Raw genomic sequence first — 15,026 nt, forward strand, 5'->3', positions numbered from 1 at the left:
ACCATGGCAGTCCAGCCCCCGCCCGCCGATCAGCGGATCGTCATCGAGAACGCCGCGATCGCCACCGTCGACGCCCACGACACCGAGTACGCCCGCGGCCACGTGGTCGTCCTCGGCAACCGGATCGAGTCGGTCGGCAACGGCCCCGCCCCGGGCTGGCTGGACAACGTGGTACGCCGGATCAACGCCGAGGGCCACCTCGTCACCCCCGGCCTGGTCAACACCCACCACCACTTCTACCAGTGGATCACCCGCGGCCTCGCCCAGGACAACATCCTCTTCGACTGGCTGGTCGCCCTCTACCCGACCTGGGCCCGGATCGACGACCGGCTCGTGCACGCCGCCGCCCAGGGCTCCGCCGCCGCACTCCTCAAGTCCGGCTGCACCACCGCCGCCGACCACCACTACGTGTTCCCCAAGGACGGCGGCGACATCCTCGGCGCCGAGATCGAGGCCGTCCAGGAGCTGGGCCTGCGGTTCACCGCCCTGCGCGGCTCGATGGACCGCAGCCAGAAGGACGGCGGCCTGCCGCCGGACCACGCCGTCGAGGACCTGGACGCGATCCTCGCCGCCTCCGAGGAGGCCGTCGACCGCTACCACGACGCCTCCGCCGACTCCATGCTGCGGGTCGCGCTCGCGCCCTGCTCGCCGTTCTCGGTCTCCACCCGGCTGCTGCGCGAGTCCGCCGAACTCGCCCGCCGCAAGGGCGTCCGGCTGCACACCCACGGCTCCGAGACGGCCGAGGAGGAGGCGTTCTGCAAGGAGCTGTTCGGGATGGGCCCGACCGACTACTTCGAGTCGGTCGGCTGGCTCGGCGAGGACGTCTGGATGGCGCACTGCGTCCACATGAACGACTCCGACATCGCCAAGTTCGCCGAGACCGGGACCGGCGTCGCCCACTGCCCCTCCTCCAACGCCCGCCTGGCCGCCGGGATCGCGCGGGTCCCCGACATGCTGGCGGCCGGCGTCCCGGTCGGCCTCGGCGTCGACGGCACCGCCTCCAACGAATCCGGCGAACTCGGCACCGAACTGCGCAACGCCCTGCTGATCAACCGGCTGCACGGCACCCCGACCGCGCTCACCGCCCGGCAGGCGCTGCGCCTGGGCACCATGGGCGGCGCCCGGGTGCTCGGCCGGCAGAACGAGATCGGCTCGATCGAGGCCGGCAAGCTCGCCGACCTCGCGCTGTGGAAGGTCGACGGCATCATGCACTCCTCGATCGCCGACCCGGTCGCCGCGCTCGCCCTCGGCGCGCTGCCGCCGCTGGCCGTGCTCTTCGTCAACGGCAACGCCGTCGTCGAGAAGGGGCAGCTGACCACGGTGAACGAGGACCGGATCGCGCTCGCCTGCGCCCGGGCCGCCAAGGAGCTCGCCGCTCGACCGGTCTGACCGGTCCGACCGGTCATCACTTACCGCCTCACCGCTCCACCCGGACTCCGGGCCGCACCAGGGACGGTGCGTCACCCGGACTCCGCCGCCCGGACGGCCCCGGACCCTCCCGGTCCGCCCGCCCGGACGGCGGACCGCGGCCCCGGACCCACGGCGAGGGTCCGGGGCCGCGGCGTGCCCGCCGCACCGGTGCCGGCTCCCACCCCCGTGGGGCGCCCGCACCGGTTCCCGGCGGTCCCGACCGGGCTCAGCCGACGCGGACGGCCGCGCCCGGGGCGGCACCCGGGACCGCCGTTCCCCGCACCACCGCCGACAGGGCCGGCCCGGCGAGCGCGAACACCCCCGCCAGCACCACCCAGCCGACCGCCCCGTGGTCCACCGCCGTCAGCGTGACCACCAGCGGACCGATCACGTGCGCCGCCGCCTGCCCGCTCATGAAGACCCCCTGGTACTCCCCGTGCGCCCGCGGATCCGCCAGGTCCAGGCTGAGCGTCCAACCGCCCGCCGAGGTCAGCAGTTCGCCCAGGGTGTGCACCAGTGCCCCCGCCAGCAGCGCGCCGGCCGCCGCCCACGCCGGGCCGTACTGCGCCGCCGCGTACACCAGGCACCCGCCCGCCAGCAGCAGCGCCCCCCGCGCGCACGCCCGCGCCGCCGACGCCACATCGGTCACGCCCCGGCTCGCCCGTACCTGGAACAGCACCACCAGCAGGCAGTTGACCACGTTGACGGCCGCGACCACGGCCGCCGGAGCCCCGGTGCCGAGTACGATCCACAGCGGCAACCCCACGGTCAGCACCGCGAGTTGGAGCTCCAGAACCGCGTGCAGCGCCGTGACCAGCAGGTACCGGCGGTCGCGCAGCGCCGTCCGGGGCCGCCGGGCGTCACCGGCGGCGGCCGAGGCGTTCGCCGTGGTCGCGGTCGGCGCGGTGGCCGCCACCGGCAGGCCCGCCAGCAGCACGGTCACCCCCAGGAAGCTCACCGCGTCCAGCACCAGCATGGTCACGTACCCGGTGTGGCTGTCGGCCTGCAGCGCGACCGCCGCGCCGCCGGAGCCGACCACCAGGCCCGCGTTCATCACCGACCGCAGCAGCGCCCGCGCCCGCACCTGCCCCTCGGCGGGCAGCGCCCGGGCGATCAGCGCGCTGCGCACCGCCGCCGCCCCGCGCGACAGCGCCGTCGCGGCGCAGGCCAGCACCACGAAGGCGGCGAAGGAGTGCACGAAGGCGTAGCCGAGCACGGCCGCCGCCTCCAGCGGCCCGACCACCAGCAGCAGCCGCTTGGTCCCGACCCGGTCCGCCAACCGCCCCATCGGCACCCCGGCGAACACCCCGCAGACACCGGCGACGGTGAGGCCGAGCGCCACCGAGGCGGGTGTCAGTCCGATGGAGCGGGTGAAGAACAGCACGTTGACCGTGACGAACAGCCCGTCCCCGACGGAGTTCACCAGCCCCATCAGGACGAGTCGGCGCAGCAGCGGGTCGGTGGGCAGGAGTCGTCGACCGGAGGCGCGCGGGCGCGCCCCCGTACGGGGGGAGGAGGTCATGGCCCAAGCACAGCGGGGTTCCCGGACGGGCGGAATTCTTTTACCGTTACGGTCAATGTTCGAGTTCCGCCTCGGGGTCCAGGACCTCGCCGCCACCTGGTTCGCCTACTCCCCGTTGCAGGAGGCGGTGCTCGGCCTGCGCGCCCGCCGCTGGCCGTCGTACTACCCGGAGCAGCAGCCGTGGATCGCCGGCTGGCAGGACCGCTGGGAGACCCTGGACACCGCGCTGCTGGACGCGCTGATCACGCCGAACGCCTTCGTGCCGGACTTCCTGACCCCCCGTCCGCCGGTACCCCGGCCCGACTTCCGGGACGAGTTGGCGGAGCTGGCCCGGACACCGCCGGAGGAGGTCAGGACGGATGTGCTGGCCGCCTACTCGGGCGACGGGAGTCCGCTGCCGCCGCTGCTCGCCGCGCTGGTCGACCACCCGGCGGCGCTGCGGGACCGGGTGGCGGAGGCGCTGTCGGCGTACTGGACGCGCTGTCTGGCGCCCGCGTGGTGGCCGCGGGCGCGGGAGGTCCTGGAGGCGGACCTCTCCTACCGGGGCCGGATGCTCTCGGAGCGTGGTTCGGCGGGGCTGTTCGCGGACCTCGACGGCCGGATCTCGTGGCGGGCCGGGGTGCTGCGGCTGAACGACAGCAATCCGGCGGTGCAGGCGCTGGGCACCTCGGTGGACGTGGCCGGGCGGGGCCTGGTGCTGATCCCGACGCTGGCCGGGCGGGGCGCGCAGACCGACATCACCCAGGACGGCCCGCCCCTGATCGCCTATCCGGCCCGCGGGCGGGCGACCATGGCGGAGGGCCTGACCGGTGCGGCCGGGCCGGGGCGGGCGCCGGCCGCGCTGGTCGGACTGGTCGGGGCGGCGCGGGCGCGGCTGCTGGTCCTGCTGGCCTCGCCCGCCAGTACCACCGAACTCGCCCACCGGCTGGGGGTGACGCCCGGCGCGGTCAGCCGCCATCTGGGGGCGCTGACCGCGGCCGGTCTGCTGGACCGCACCCGGCACGGCCGCCGGGTGCTCTACCGGCGCAGCGCCCTCGGTGACGCGCTGACCTGCCGCGACGGGTGACGGGCGGGGCGCCGCGCGCCGACGGGGCCCGCGCGGCGCCGTGCCGCGTGTCGCGTGCCGCCCTGCCGCGTGTTACCGCGCCGCGTGCCGCCCTGCCGCGTGTCGCCGTACGGAACGGCGCACCCGGCGGGCCGACTGCGCCGACCTGGCGGGGAGGGTCGGCGCGGCCCGGCCGGTAGCGTGGGCCTCAGCCGAGCAGGGGCAGCGCGGGCAGGGTCAGGAAGTCCACGAACTCCTCGGCCAGCGCGACCTGTTCGAAGAGCTGGGCGGCCTCGCGCCAGCGCCCGGCGGCGTAGGCGTCGTCGCCGAGTTCGGCCCGCAGCGCGGTCAGCTCCTCGGCGACCAGGCGGCGGACCAGGTCGGCGGTGGCCTTCTCCCCGGTGTCGGCGAGGACGACGTCGTTGCGGATCCACTGCCAGATCTGCGAGCGGGAGATCTCGGCGGTGGCGGCGTCCTCCATCATGTGGAAGATGGCGACCGCGCCGAGGCCGCGCAGCCACGCCTCGATGTAGCGGACGCCGACCTGGACGGCGTTGTGCAGCCCGTGCCGGGTGCAGCTGCCGCCGGCGCCGGCGATGTCGAGCAGCTGCTCGGCGGTGACCGGCTCGGCCGGGCCGGGGTTGTCCTTCTGGTGCGGGCGTCCGCCGAGGACGGCGTCGAAGGAGGCGCGGGCGACCGGGACCAGGTCCGGGTGCGCGACCCAGGAGCCGTCGAAGCCGCCGCCGGCCTCGCGGTCCTTGTCGGCCTTGACCTTCTCCAGCGCGGCCGCGTTGACCTCGGGGTCCTTGCGGCTGGGGATGAACGCGGCCATGCCGCCGATCGCGTGCGCGCCGCGCCGGTGGCAGGTCCGCACCAGCAGCCGGGTGTACGCGGCCATGAACGGCGAGGCCATGGTGACGGTGTTGCGGTCCGGCAGGATGTAGTGCTCGCCGGCGTCGCGGAAGTTCTTGACGATGGAGAACAGGTAGTCCCAGCGGCCCGCGTTGAGACCGGCGGCGTGGTCCCGCAGCTCGTAGAGGATCTCGTCCATCTCGAAGGCGGCGGTGATGGTCTCGATCAGCACGGTGGCGCGGACCGTGCCGTGCGGGATGCCGAGTTCGGCCTGCGCGTGGGTGAACACGTCGTTCCAGAGCCGGGCTTCCAGGTGGCTCTCGGTCTTCGGCAGGTAGAAGTACGGCCCGGAGTTCGGGTCGTCCGCGCCGCGGGCGAGCAGCCGGGCGGCGTTGTGGAAGAAGTAGAGGCCGAAGTCGAGGAAGGCGCCGGCCACGGGCTCGCCGTCGACCAGCAGGTGGTTCTCGTCGAGGTGCCAGCCGCGGGGGCGGACCACGACGGTGGCGAGTTCGGCGGCCGGCCGGAGCGTGTAGCTCTTGCCGGCGGAGGTGCTGAAGTCGATCCGGCCCTCGAAGGCGTCGATCAGGTTGATCTGACCGCTGACCACGTTGTCCCAGGTCGGGGAGGTGGCGTCCTCGAAGTCGGCGAGCCAGACCTTCGCGCCGGAGTTGAGCGCGTTGACCACCATCTTGCGGTCGGTGGGGCCGGTGATCTCGACCCGGCGGTCCTGGAGCGCCTTCGGCGCCTCGGCGACCCGCCAGTCGGCGGCGCGGACGTCGGCCGTCGCGGGGAGGAAGTCCAGGGCGCCGGTGCGGGCGATCCCGGCGCGGCGCTCCCGGCGGCGGGCGAGCAACTCGCGGCGCCGGCCCTCGAAGGCGCGGTGCAGGCCGACGACGAAGGCGACCGCCTCCGGGGTGAGCACCTCCTCGGCCCGGTGGACGCGCGGACCCGCGACCGTGACGACCGGAGCGGTGGGGGAAGCTCCGGGTCCCTGATCTGCAGCCATGAGCAGGACACTCCTAAGTGGAGGGCTTGATTCTGTAAGGTGGAGACTAGTTTCCGCGATACAGAATTTCAACGGTTTGTTGAGATGATCGCTGGGACTGTACTCCTCCTCCGACCGCGAAGGGAACGCCGGTGGCCCCGACCTCCGAGAGCAGTGAGAACTCCGAGAGCAGCGAGAGCGGTGAGAACACGGGGAGCACCGGGAGCGGCGCGGGCGGCGGCGCCGGGGGCGGTGTCCCGAAGGCGGCGCAGGAGCGCACCGGCGGCGTGCAGTCCGTCGAACGGGCCTTCCAACTGTTGGAGGCGCTCGCCGACTCGGGCGGCGTGGCGACGCTCAGCGAGCTCTCCACCTCCTCCGGACTGCCGATGCCCACCATCCATCGCCTGGTTCGTACCCTCGTGCAGCAGGGCTATGTCCGCCAGGACACCGCCCGCCGCTACACCCTCGGCCCGCGACTGATCCGGCTCGGCGAGACCGCCGGACGGCTGCTCGGCAGCTGGGCCCGCCCCTACCTGGCCGAACTCATGGAGGCCACCGGCGAGACCGCCAACCTGGCGGTGCTGGAGGGCGGCGAGGTGGTCTACGTCGGGCAGGTGCAGTCGCGGCGCTCGATGCGGATGTTCACCGAGGTCGGCCGCCGGGTGCAGCCGCACTGCACCGGCGTCGGCAAGGCCCTGCTGGCGCAGCTGCCGGAGGAGGAGGCGCGCGCCGTCCTCGGCCCCAACCCGCTGCCCGCGCACACCCCGCACACCGTGACCGACCCGCAGGAGCTGATGGCGCAGCTCGCCGAGGCGCGCGAGCGCGGCTACGTGGTCGACGACCAGGAGCAGGAGATCGGCGTGCGCTGCATCGCCCTGGCCGTCCCCGGCGCGCCGACCCCGACGGCGCTGTCCGTCTCCGGCCCGGAGGCCCGGATCAGGGCGCTGGAGGAGCAGGCCGGCGCGGCGTCGCTGGTGCCGGTGATGCACGGGATCGCGACCCGGCTGGGCCGGGTGCTGGCTCCCTGACGATCCGTCGGCGCGGCGACGCGCCCGGACGTTCACCCGTTCGAGCCACCCGTGGAGCCGTCCGAGGGCGGGTTGCCCGGCCCCGGCGGACCGGTCGGCGACGCTGGTCCGGACGCGGCCCGCGACGGCGCGGGTGTGCCGGACACGAAGGGCAGGGTGAGCGGCGATGACCCGCAGCGGTTCCGTTCGAGGACTTCTCGGCAGGTCGTTGGTGGCGGGGTGCGCGGTGGCGGTACTGGCCGCCGGGCAGGCCGGGGCGGTCTGCCCGGACGACAAGGCGCCCGCGCCCGGGACGAGTGCCCCGGCGCCGGGGGCCGGCGACCCCGGCGCCGCGGAGCCGGGCACGAACGCCGACCCGGCCGCGGCGGCCAAGCACTCGGACTCCGACCTCTACGTCGTCCGGATCGACCCGGACCCGGCCGCGCCCGGCGGCAGCACCGTCCTGCACGCCTTCATCGGCAACCTCGGGCCCGACCGGACCGCCTCACCGTTCACCGTCGTGGTCACCCTGCCCGAAGGGGTGACGGCCGAGGGGCCGTTCTTCCCGGAGAACTGCTACGAGTTCCAGAACGGCCACCGGGTGCGCTGTACCTTCCCGGCCGGTCTGCCGAAGTTCCGCAGCGCGACGGCGCTGATCCCGCTGCGGCTCTCCGGCGACGTCCCGCTCGGCGAGCTGACGGGCGGCTACGTCGCGGTGCGCGGCGACGACGACCGGAACGAGGCGAACAACCGGCAGCCGTTCGCGATCGAGGTCGTCGAGACCACCGGTCCGAGGCCGATCGTCTGACCGTCGGCCCCGGACCGGTGGCTGCTTCTAGCGGTACACCCGGACGTAGTCCGCCGCGAAGGTGATCGGCGTGGTGCCCGAGGGCGCGGGGTGGTAGTTCCCCGCGCTCAGGGACAGGTTGAGGATCGGGTACGCCGTCCAGCCGGCGCCGACGCCCTTGCCGTCCGAGAACACCTTGGTGCCGTTGATGTACCAGTCGACCGAGGTGGCACCGTAGTGGGTGCCGACGGTGACCCAGCCGTCCTTCGCGATCGCCTTGGCGTCGGTGACGTACAGGTGGCCCGGGTTGATGTGGTTGGTCAGCTCCAGCAGGTTCGGGTTGTCGCTGTGGTACTCGAAGGAGTCGATCTCCCCGTGGGTACCGCTGGTGCTGTTCCACGTCCACAGCGCCGGCCAGGCGCCGGTGCCGGCCGGGAGCTTGACCCGGGTCTCGATGTAGTCGCCGGTCTTCACCTTGAAGCCCTCACCGGAGTACTCGGTGGTGAGCAGCCCGGTGTCCCATGCCTGCTTGCCGTTCTCCAGCGTGTGCGCGCTCGGCCTGGCGGTGAAGGTGGCGACGCCGCCGGAGACGGCGACGTTGTTCTTGTTCAGCCAGTCGAGCTTGTTGTCGTTCGGGTTGTGGTCGCCGTAGTGGTAGGAGCTGCTCCGGTCGGCGGTCCAGCGGGAGCCGAGGGCGAGGCTGTCGAAGTCGTCCGACCAGGTGAGCTTCTTGCCCGCGACCGGGGCACCCGTGCTGGGGGTGGTCGGGGTCGGCGTGGGGGTCGGCGTGGGAGTGGGGGTCGGTGTGGTGGCGGAGACGACGAGCTGGCGGGAGGGCAGGTTGTGCCAGCCGCCGCCACTGTCCTGCCAGAAGCCGAACTGGGTGTAGGTGCCGGCCGCCAGCGTTCGGGTACCGGTGGTGATCGACAGGCCGCCGGGGCAGACCTGGACGTTGCTCCTGCTGCCGGGGAAGTCGAGGTTGCGCCCGGCCGCGTCCCGGACGCCGACGCCGACCGTCCTCGCGGTGAAGCAGGACGAGGAGTGCAGCGTGAGCGAGGCCGCCGCGGCCTTGCCGGCGACCATGGTGGCCGGGCCGAGCTTGTCCTGGGTGACGGTCGGCAGGGCGGCGGCCTGGGCACCGGTCACGGCGGGGAGGCCGAGCAGTCCGGCACCGGTGACGGCGAGCGCCCCGGCGGCGGCGAGGGCGGCGGTGCGACCCCGGTGGGAGGGACGGGCGTGGCGGGCGGCCGGACGCCGGGCGCGGAGGCCCGGGTTCCGGGCAGGCCGAGGGGGCTGCGGGGAGGCAGTGGGCATGGCAGTGGTCCTCTGCGACGCCTGCGAGGTGAGCTGTCGGGTTCGGGCTGAGGTTGCCCGGCCGTCCGGAGAGCGGCTTCACCCCTAGCCGCGGCACACACGCGCACGGATGCGCGCACGGCCGGGCACTGACCTGGGTCCCCCGCTCCCGTCCGCTGTGGTGCTCGACTGCCGGCCGGCGGGTGGACGGGACTCGGCGTCCCGGCGGCGGGGCTCCGCTGTGGCGGAAGCACCTGCAGGCTAGGCAGGCCGTCCGCGCACGGACAACCTTCCCGGGGCGGTTGTCACGCAGCTCACACCGCCGCCCCGCGCCCCCGGGCGGCGGGTCCGGGTGGCCGGGGTGGCGGGTCCGGCGGGGAAATCGCGCCACGGAGGCGGGGGCGTCGGATAGGTTGGAGATCCATCCGCGCCCGGACCCGTCCGGGTCGCAGCGAGCACCACGACAGCACGTCCAGAGACGAGGAGACCCGCCCCACCATGACCGCGTCCCTGCCCGCCTTCGCCGGCCGTACCTTCCTGTTCCGGGTCGACAACGGCGCGGCCTTCCGCAACGCGTACTCGGCCGACGGCAAGCGGCTGCGCTGGGAGGGCCTCGGCGAGTCGGCGGGCCAGTGGGAGGACGTCTCCCTGCACGTCGCCGAGGTCGGCCCGCAGCTCTACTTCGTCAGCTGGACCGAGGTCAGCGGCATCACCGTGAGCCACGTCATGGACCTGACCCGGATGACGGTCCGCGCGTTCTGGACGTACGAGGGCGAGGGCGGCCGGGTCGGCGAGCTGCACACCGGCACCCTGGAGCAGGTGGCCTGATCGCACGGAAGCCCGCCCGGGTCCGCGAAGCCCGGCCGGTCGCCCATGGGGCCCGGCCGGGCTTCCGTGCGATCAGGCCGAGGGGCTCGCGGCCGGGACCGTCAGCCGCTGGGAGATCCACTCCAGTGAGGAGGGGAGCAGCTTGCTCCAGGTCTCGAAGTTGTGGCCGCCGGTCTCCAGCATGCTGTAGGAGACCTTCATCGGGCTGCGCGTGGCGGCCACGAACGCCTCGGTCTCGCGCCGGTAGTTGCCGTCGCCCTCCCGGGTGCCGGCCAGCAGCACCGAGACCGCGGGCTGCGGCAGGTTCTTGAGACGCCACATCAGGTCGGCCTCGTTGCGGCGCTGTTCGCTGCCGCCGAACAGGTCGCCGGTGCTCGGGTCGTCGGCCGCCTGGTAGTAGCCGGAGAGCGAGACGGCGGTCGGGAACACCTCGGGGTGGCGCATCGCCAGCTTGAGGGCGCAGTACCCGCCGGTGGAGTTGCCCATGAACGCCCAGGCCCGGGGGTCGGCGGAGACCCGGTAGGTCGCCTGGATCGCCGAGGGCACGTCCTTGGTGAAGTACGTCTCGGACTGCGCGGCGCCCGGGATGTCCTCGCACTCGGTGTCCCGGGGCAGCGCGGGCGAGGGGGTCACCAGCACCAGCACCGTGGGCTGCATCCGCCCCTCCTGGAGCAGCTTCAGCGCCGCGCCCGGGTAGTTGAGCCGGGTGACGAGGTTCTTGGCGATGCCCGGGAAGCCGGTGCTGACGACCAGGACCGGGAACTGCTTCTGCTCGTTCCCGGGCTGGAAGTACTGCGGCGGCAGGTAGACGTACCCCTCGGTGGAGAGGCGGGTGGTGGCGCCGTCGATCCGGACCTCGCGGATCTCGCCGGACTTGTCGCGGTCGCGGCCGAGCGCCCCGCCGCCCTGCACCTCGGCGTGGCCGATGGTCTCGACCCGCAGCCGGCCGGAGGCGTCCACCTTGTTGTGGATGACCACCGGACCGCTGTCCCCGGTGCCCAGCAGGTCGTCCCAGCTGCTGTAGAACGCGAAGTAGTTGTTGGCGACCAGGCCGAGCGCGGCGAGCACGGACAGCTGGGTGGCGAGCAGGGCGCCGATCCGGCCGAGCACGGCCTTCCAGTTCCGCTTCGACAGTCTCGGCCACAGCCAGACCGTCCCGGCCATCGCCGCCACGGCGATCAGAACGGTCAGTGCCAGCACCTTGTGGCTCGTCAGACCCATGTCGTATTTGCTCCCACGCCTCGTACTCCCCCGCCCCCGGGGGAAGGACACCCGGGAGGGCCGCCCCGGTTCCCCCGTCCGCGGCGGGGTGCCGTCGCCGAGGCGCGACCACCCAGCCTAGCCGCCGCGCGGGGCCCGCCGCCCCCGCCGACCAGCGGTGACGCCATCCGCCTGGAGGAGGAGAGGCGGGCGGCCGGAGTGTGCTGCGGGCGACGGCGCGCGGTGCCCGTCCCCGCGCCGCGGCACCGGTGACGGAAGGGGTGACCGGGGCTCAGTCAGTTGACGCGGGTCCACAGGCCGAGGCCGGCGGTGAGTTCACGCACGCAGCGGACACCGAGTTCGCGCGGCGAACCGGGGCCGGTGGCCGGCGCGCCGGAGCGCGCCCACTGCTCCAGCGCGACCCTGATCGCGGCGGTGGCGGCAGCGGCGGCGAGCCGGATCTCCAGCACGTCGGTGCCGGGCGGGCAGCGGTCGGCGATCGCGGCCCGCAGACGCTCCTCGGAGTCGGCGTGCACCCGCTGCCAGACCGTGGCCAGTCGGGGATCGCGCAGCAGGTCGCGGGTCCAGCGCAGGGCCTCGACGGCGGTCGCGTCGGACGGACTCAGGGACTCGGCCGCCGAACGCTCCAGCGCCTCCCGGACCGGCAGGTCGGACGCGCTCTCGGCGAACAGCCGCACCCAGCGTTCGCCCCCGGCCGCGAGCAGCGGGGCGACGGCGTCCTCCTTCTCCGAGAAGTAGCGGTAGAAGGTGCGCAGCGAGATGCCGGAGGCGGTGGCGATCTCCTCGGCGGTGGTCGCCTCGGCACCGCGGGCGGCGAACAGCTCGGCCGCGGCCTGGGCGATCTCCAGCCGGGTGCTCTCGCGGCGGCGCTGGTTCAGGGTCGGACGTCCGGTCACGGGCTCAGCGTACGCGGACGAAGGGTTCTATGGCGCTTCACGTCGATTCGGCATGTCAAGCCTTTTTGGCACGACGTGCCATTAAGGCGTACCGTGTCGATGAGGTCGAGAGACCACGAACGGAACGGAGTACCACCATGGAGCGCTTCAACGGACGGAACGTCCTGATCACCGGCGGCGGCTCGGGCATCGGCCGGGCCACCGCGCACCGGATCCTCGCCGAGGGCGGCCGGGTCGTCGCCGTCGACGTCAACGAGGACGGCCTGAAGTCCACCCTCGACCGCGCCACCGACGACGGCACCGCCGACCGCCTCACCACGACGGTGCTGGACGTGTCGGACGAGACCGCCGTACGGACCGTCGTGGCGGAGGCGGTCGCCGCGCTCGGTGGCCTGGACGTCCTGGTCAACGCGGCCGGCATCCTGCGCTCCTCCCACACCCACGAGACCGGCCTCGACTTCTGGAACCGGATCGTCGCGGTCAACCTGACCGGCACCTTCCTGATGACCCGGGAGGCGCTGCCCGCGCTGCTCGCGGGCGGGAAGGGCGTGGTGGTGAACTTCAGCTCCACCTCCGCCACCTTCGCCCACCCCTACATGGCCGCCTACGCCGCGACCAAGGGCGGCATCCAGTCGTTCACCCACGCCATCGCCGCCGAGTACGCGAAGCGGGGCCTGCGGGCGGTGTGCGTCGCGCCGGGCAGCATCGACAGCGGCATGACCAACAACCCCGGTCTGCCGGCGGACGCGGACCTCGGCCTGCTCGCCAAGCTCTCCCCGGCGCTCGGCCAGGGCTTCGCCGGACCGGAGACCGTCGCCGGGGTGATCGCGATGCTCGCCTCGGACGACGGCGCCTTCGTCACCGGGACGGAACTGCGGATCGACGGCGGCACCCACATGTGACGCCGACGGGGCGCCGCGGCCCGGGGCCCGTCGGGGGGCGCGCGGTCGGTGGGCGCCGCGCGGTCGCCCGGCGCCGGGCGGAACGGCTGGCCGGCCCGGGTTTCGGCTCGGCCCGACTCAGCCCGGCGCACCGCGAACGCCGCCGCGAACGCGGCGTGCCGGGCGGCGGGCGTCCTCGGCCACCGACGCCGACGCCGACGCCGACGGGCCCGGCCTCACCCCCGCCACTCCACCCCGAACGCCCGGGCCGGGTTGGTGGTGAGGATGCCGTGCGCGGCCTCGGAGCCGAAGGCCCGGGCAAGCCGGGGGGCGAGGGCGGTGAGGAGGTGCGTGGGGCCGGGCCCGGAGCGGGCGGTGCGGGTGGTGGTGTCGCCGCCGAGGAGCACCTGGTCGCCGTGTCCGGCCTCGACCAGGGCCGCCACCGTGTCGAACAGGTGGTGGTCGGTCGCGTGGTGGGCCCGGGAGGGGCCGTCCAGTGCCACGAAGGCGCCGCGGGCGGCGAGTTCACGGTGCAACCGGAGGTCCGGGAACCGGTTGAGGTGCCCGAGCACCACCCGCCCGGGCGGGACGCCGTGCCGTTCGCAGAGCAGATCGAGGACCTCGGGTGCGGCGGTGCCGAGTTCGTGGTGCACGGCGATCGGCGCGCCGGTGGCGTGGTGCGCCTCGGCGGCGGCCGCCATCACCCGGCGGGTGTGCGGACCGAGGCCGTGGTAGTCGCCCGCCACCTTGACCAGTCCGGCGCGAACGCCCTCGGGAGCGCCCCGCAGCCCGGTGGTGAGCTCGGCGGTGAAGAAGCCGGCCAGGCCCTCGTACCGCCGCTCCAGCTCCGCCGGATCGTAGTGGACCGCCTGGTGGAGCCCGGTGGCCGCGACCAGGTGCACCCCGGTCGCGCGGGAGAGGCCGGGCAGCGCGTCGGCCCGCCGTCCCATCCCGGCCGGCGTCCACTGGACGAACGCCCGGCCGCCGACGGCCGCGAAGCCCCGCAGCACCTCCTCCGCGGCGGCGGGATCGTCCAGTTCCTCGCCCGGCAGCACGGGGCTGCGCAGGAAGAGGTGGTCGTGGGCGTCGCAGACGCCGAGTTCGGCCGGATCGAGGTCGCCGAGGACGGTGCGGACGGCGGGGCCGGTGCGGACGGCGGGGCCGGTGCCGCCGGGGTGCGTGGGCGCGTTCATGCCGTGGCTCCCCCGTCCTCGGCGCCCTCCTCGGCGACTTCCGCGTCGGCCTCGGCGAGGACGGCGGCGAGGACGCGCAGTCCGGCCAGCGCCTTGGGCACGCCGACATAGGGCGCGAGGTGGACCAGGACCTCGGTGACCTCCGCCCTGGTCAGGCCGATCCGCAGGCTGTTGCGCACATGGTCGGCGAGTTGCGGCTCCACGCCGCCGAGAGCGGTGAGTGCCGCCAGGTTGGCCACCTGGCGGTCCCGCAGGGAGAGTCCGGGCCGCTGGTAGGTGCCGCCGAAGAGCGCGGTGACGATCCAGTCCGCGAAGCCGGGGGCGAGCTCGTCGAGCGGGCCCAGGGTGCCGGACCGGGTCCGGTCGCCCGCCAGTTCGGCGAGCAGGGCGTGACCGGCGGCCCGGTCGAACGGGGAGGGGACAAGACCCGCGACCAGGGTCGGGTCCGCGGGCGGAGTCGGGGTGGTGGTGGCCGGGTTCACGGGGAGGGCAGTCCTTTCACCAGTGGCGGCCGACGGGGAGCCGGTCGAGTTCGGGGCGGGAGAGGTGGCGCACGCGGTACCGGGTGCCGGGCGCCCCGGCCGGGGCGTCGGCGCGCCAGAGGGCGATCCGCAGCAGTTCCCAGCGGGCCGGGTCGAGGGCGACGGCGGCGGTGTGCAGGTCGGGGTGGTCGGGCAGGTCGGCCAGAGCCCGTTCGACGGCCTCGCCCGGGTCGGCGCCCTCCGGCAGCCGTTCCGTCAGCCGGGTGGCGGCGACGGGGCCGGTCGCCACCGGACCGTCGACGGCTCCCGGGCCCCGGCGGAGGCCCGCGCCGATCCAGTGCCGGACGGCGGGGCGGCCGAAGTCCGCGCAGAGGGTGCGGAATCCGGGGCCGAGGAGGAAACCGTTCATGGCCTCGGTGGTGCGCCAGAGGTAGAACGGCGCGTACTGGTTGACGGGCGAACCGTCGCGGCCGCGTTCGCGCACCAGGTACGCCTTGAGGCCCAGGCCGGGGCAACCGTCCAGCAACCGGCCCTTGGTGGCGATCCGCCGGTGGACGGTGCGCATGTCGTGGTCGGCGGGCAGGGTGATCTCGTACTGCATCGCGTGCACGGCGGACTCCCGGT

14 protein-coding genes and 1 riboswitch are annotated in these 15,026 nt (G+C 74.4%); of the genes, 6 read left to right on the plus strand and 8 right to left on the minus strand.

What is annotated here, in order from left to right; genetic code table 11:
- Positions 1–3: 3 nt before the first annotated feature.
- Complete coding sequence (locus tag ACIQ9P_RS18220; protein WP_402356404.1) at positions 4–1,389, plus strand: 8-oxoguanine deaminase; 1,386 nt, start codon at positions 4–6, stop codon at positions 1,387–1,389.
- A gap of 247 nt (positions 1,390–1,636) precedes the next feature.
- Here ACIQ9P_RS18220 and ACIQ9P_RS18225 read toward each other — a convergent pair whose 3' ends face one another.
- On the minus strand, positions 1,637–2,932 hold the full coding sequence (locus ACIQ9P_RS18225) for an MFS transporter (RefSeq protein WP_402356407.1): 1,296 nt from the start codon (positions 2,930–2,932) through the stop codon (positions 1,637–1,639).
- 55 nt (positions 2,933–2,987) lie between these two features.
- Between ACIQ9P_RS18225 and ACIQ9P_RS18230 the strand changes: the two genes are divergently transcribed.
- Positions 2,988–3,998 carry an ArsR/SmtB family transcription factor gene (locus ACIQ9P_RS18230; protein ID WP_402356410.1) on the plus strand — a complete coding sequence of 337 codons (1,011 nt, stop codon included), beginning with the start codon at positions 2,988–2,990 and terminating at the stop codon, positions 3,996–3,998.
- 187 nt (positions 3,999–4,185) lie between these two features.
- Here ACIQ9P_RS18230 and aceB read toward each other — a convergent pair whose 3' ends face one another.
- On the minus strand, positions 4,186–5,835 hold the full coding sequence (aceB, locus tag ACIQ9P_RS18235; RefSeq protein WP_402356413.1) for a malate synthase A: 1,650 nt from the start codon (positions 5,833–5,835) through the stop codon (positions 4,186–4,188).
- Between the two features lie 266 nt (positions 5,836–6,101).
- On the opposite strand from aceB, the gene ACIQ9P_RS18240 reads away from it, so the two are divergent.
- A complete protein-coding gene (locus ACIQ9P_RS18240) occupies positions 6,102–6,842 on the plus strand; it encodes an IclR family transcriptional regulator (protein ID WP_402357014.1) in 741 nt (246 codons plus the stop codon).
- Between the two features lie 166 nt (positions 6,843–7,008).
- On the plus strand, positions 7,009–7,629 hold the full coding sequence (locus ACIQ9P_RS18245; protein WP_402356416.1) for a hypothetical protein: 621 nt from the start codon (positions 7,009–7,011) through the stop codon (positions 7,627–7,629).
- A 27-nt stretch (positions 7,630–7,656) separates the two neighbouring features.
- On the opposite strand, the gene ACIQ9P_RS18250 is transcribed toward ACIQ9P_RS18245, so the two are convergent.
- On the minus strand, positions 7,657–8,922 hold the full coding sequence (locus ACIQ9P_RS18250) for a family 16 glycosylhydrolase (RefSeq protein ID WP_402356419.1): 1,266 nt from the start codon (positions 8,920–8,922) through the stop codon (positions 7,657–7,659).
- A 3-nt stretch (positions 8,923–8,925) separates the two neighbouring features.
- Positions 8,926–9,095: riboswitch (cyclic di-AMP (ydaO/yuaA leader) on the minus strand.
- A 304-nt stretch (positions 9,096–9,399) separates the two neighbouring features.
- Here ACIQ9P_RS18250 and ACIQ9P_RS18255 point away from each other — a divergent pair.
- Complete coding sequence (locus ACIQ9P_RS18255) at positions 9,400–9,729, plus strand: MoaF-related domain-containing protein (RefSeq protein WP_052709344.1); 330 nt, start codon at positions 9,400–9,402, stop codon at positions 9,727–9,729.
- Positions 9,730–9,801: 72 nt separating this feature from the next.
- On the opposite strand, the gene ACIQ9P_RS18260 is transcribed toward ACIQ9P_RS18255, so the two are convergent.
- Together ACIQ9P_RS18260 and ACIQ9P_RS18265 are read right to left on the minus strand one after the other, a co-directional pair.
- Entirely contained in the window at positions 9,802–10,950 is a 1,149-nt protein-coding gene (locus ACIQ9P_RS18260; RefSeq protein WP_402356423.1) for an alpha/beta hydrolase, read from the minus strand.
- A 275-nt stretch (positions 10,951–11,225) separates the two neighbouring features.
- Positions 11,226–11,846, minus strand: coding sequence for a TetR/AcrR family transcriptional regulator (locus ACIQ9P_RS18265; protein WP_402356426.1), 621 nt, complete (start codon positions 11,844–11,846; stop codon positions 11,226–11,228).
- A gap of 137 nt (positions 11,847–11,983) precedes the next feature.
- Here ACIQ9P_RS18265 and ACIQ9P_RS18270 point away from each other — a divergent pair, with 137 nt between their 5' ends.
- On the plus strand, positions 11,984–12,748 hold the full coding sequence (locus ACIQ9P_RS18270; protein ID WP_402356429.1) for an SDR family NAD(P)-dependent oxidoreductase: 765 nt from the start codon (positions 11,984–11,986) through the stop codon (positions 12,746–12,748).
- Positions 12,749–12,963: 215 nt separating this feature from the next.
- On the opposite strand, the gene ACIQ9P_RS18275 is transcribed toward ACIQ9P_RS18270, so the two are convergent.
- The 3 genes from ACIQ9P_RS18275 to ACIQ9P_RS18285 are packed head-to-tail and all read right to left on the minus strand — an operon-like array spanning position 12,964 to position 15,012.
- Complete coding sequence (locus ACIQ9P_RS18275; RefSeq protein ID WP_402356432.1) at positions 12,964–13,920, minus strand: phosphotriesterase; 957 nt, start codon at positions 13,918–13,920, stop codon at positions 12,964–12,966.
- Positions 13,917–14,402, minus strand: coding sequence for a carboxymuconolactone decarboxylase family protein (locus ACIQ9P_RS18280; protein ID WP_402356435.1), 486 nt, complete (start codon positions 14,400–14,402; stop codon positions 13,917–13,919). The genes ACIQ9P_RS18275 and ACIQ9P_RS18280 overlap by 4 nt, the downstream gene beginning before the upstream one ends.
- A gap of 16 nt (positions 14,403–14,418) precedes the next feature.
- Positions 14,419–15,012, minus strand: coding sequence for a DUF4865 family protein (locus ACIQ9P_RS18285; RefSeq protein ID WP_402356438.1), 594 nt, complete (start codon positions 15,010–15,012; stop codon positions 14,419–14,421).
- Positions 15,013–15,026: the final 14 nt, after the last annotated feature.

This window comes from Kitasatospora sp. NPDC094019, from assembly GCF_044764505.1.
GTDB lineage: Bacteria > Actinomycetota > Actinomycetes > Streptomycetales > Streptomycetaceae > Kitasatospora.

Excerpts from the sequence above, each read along its gene's own strand:
- ACIQ9P_RS18220 (WP_402356404.1), top strand. The coding sequence starts at position 4 with ATGGCAGTCCAGCCCCCGCCCGCCGATCAGCGGATCGTCATCGAGAAC.
- ACIQ9P_RS18230 (WP_402356410.1), top strand. The coding sequence starts at position 2,988 with ATGTTCGAGTTCCGCCTCGGGGTCCAGGACCTCGCCGCCACCTGGTTC.
- ACIQ9P_RS18245 (WP_402356416.1), top strand. The coding sequence starts at position 7,009 with ATGACCCGCAGCGGTTCCGTTCGAGGACTTCTCGGCAGGTCGTTGGTG.
- ACIQ9P_RS18250 (WP_402356419.1), bottom strand. The coding sequence starts at position 8,922 with ATGCCCACTGCCTCCCCGCAGCCCCCTCGGCCTGCCCGGAACCCGGGC.
- ACIQ9P_RS18225 (WP_402356407.1), bottom strand. The coding sequence starts at position 2,932 with ATGACCTCCTCCCCCCGTACGGGGGCGCGCCCGCGCGCCTCCGGTCGA.
- aceB (WP_402356413.1), bottom strand. The coding sequence starts at position 5,835 with ATGGCTGCAGATCAGGGACCCGGAGCTTCCCCCACCGCTCCGGTCGTC.
- ACIQ9P_RS18275 (WP_402356432.1), bottom strand. The coding sequence starts at position 13,920 with ATGAACGCGCCCACGCACCCCGGCGGCACCGGCCCCGCCGTCCGCACC.
- ACIQ9P_RS18260 (WP_402356423.1), bottom strand. The coding sequence starts at position 10,950 with ATGGGTCTGACGAGCCACAAGGTGCTGGCACTGACCGTTCTGATCGCC.
- ACIQ9P_RS18255 (WP_052709344.1), top strand. The coding sequence starts at position 9,400 with ATGACCGCGTCCCTGCCCGCCTTCGCCGGCCGTACCTTCCTGTTCCGG.
- ACIQ9P_RS18270 (WP_402356429.1), top strand. The coding sequence starts at position 11,984 with ATGGAGCGCTTCAACGGACGGAACGTCCTGATCACCGGCGGCGGCTCG.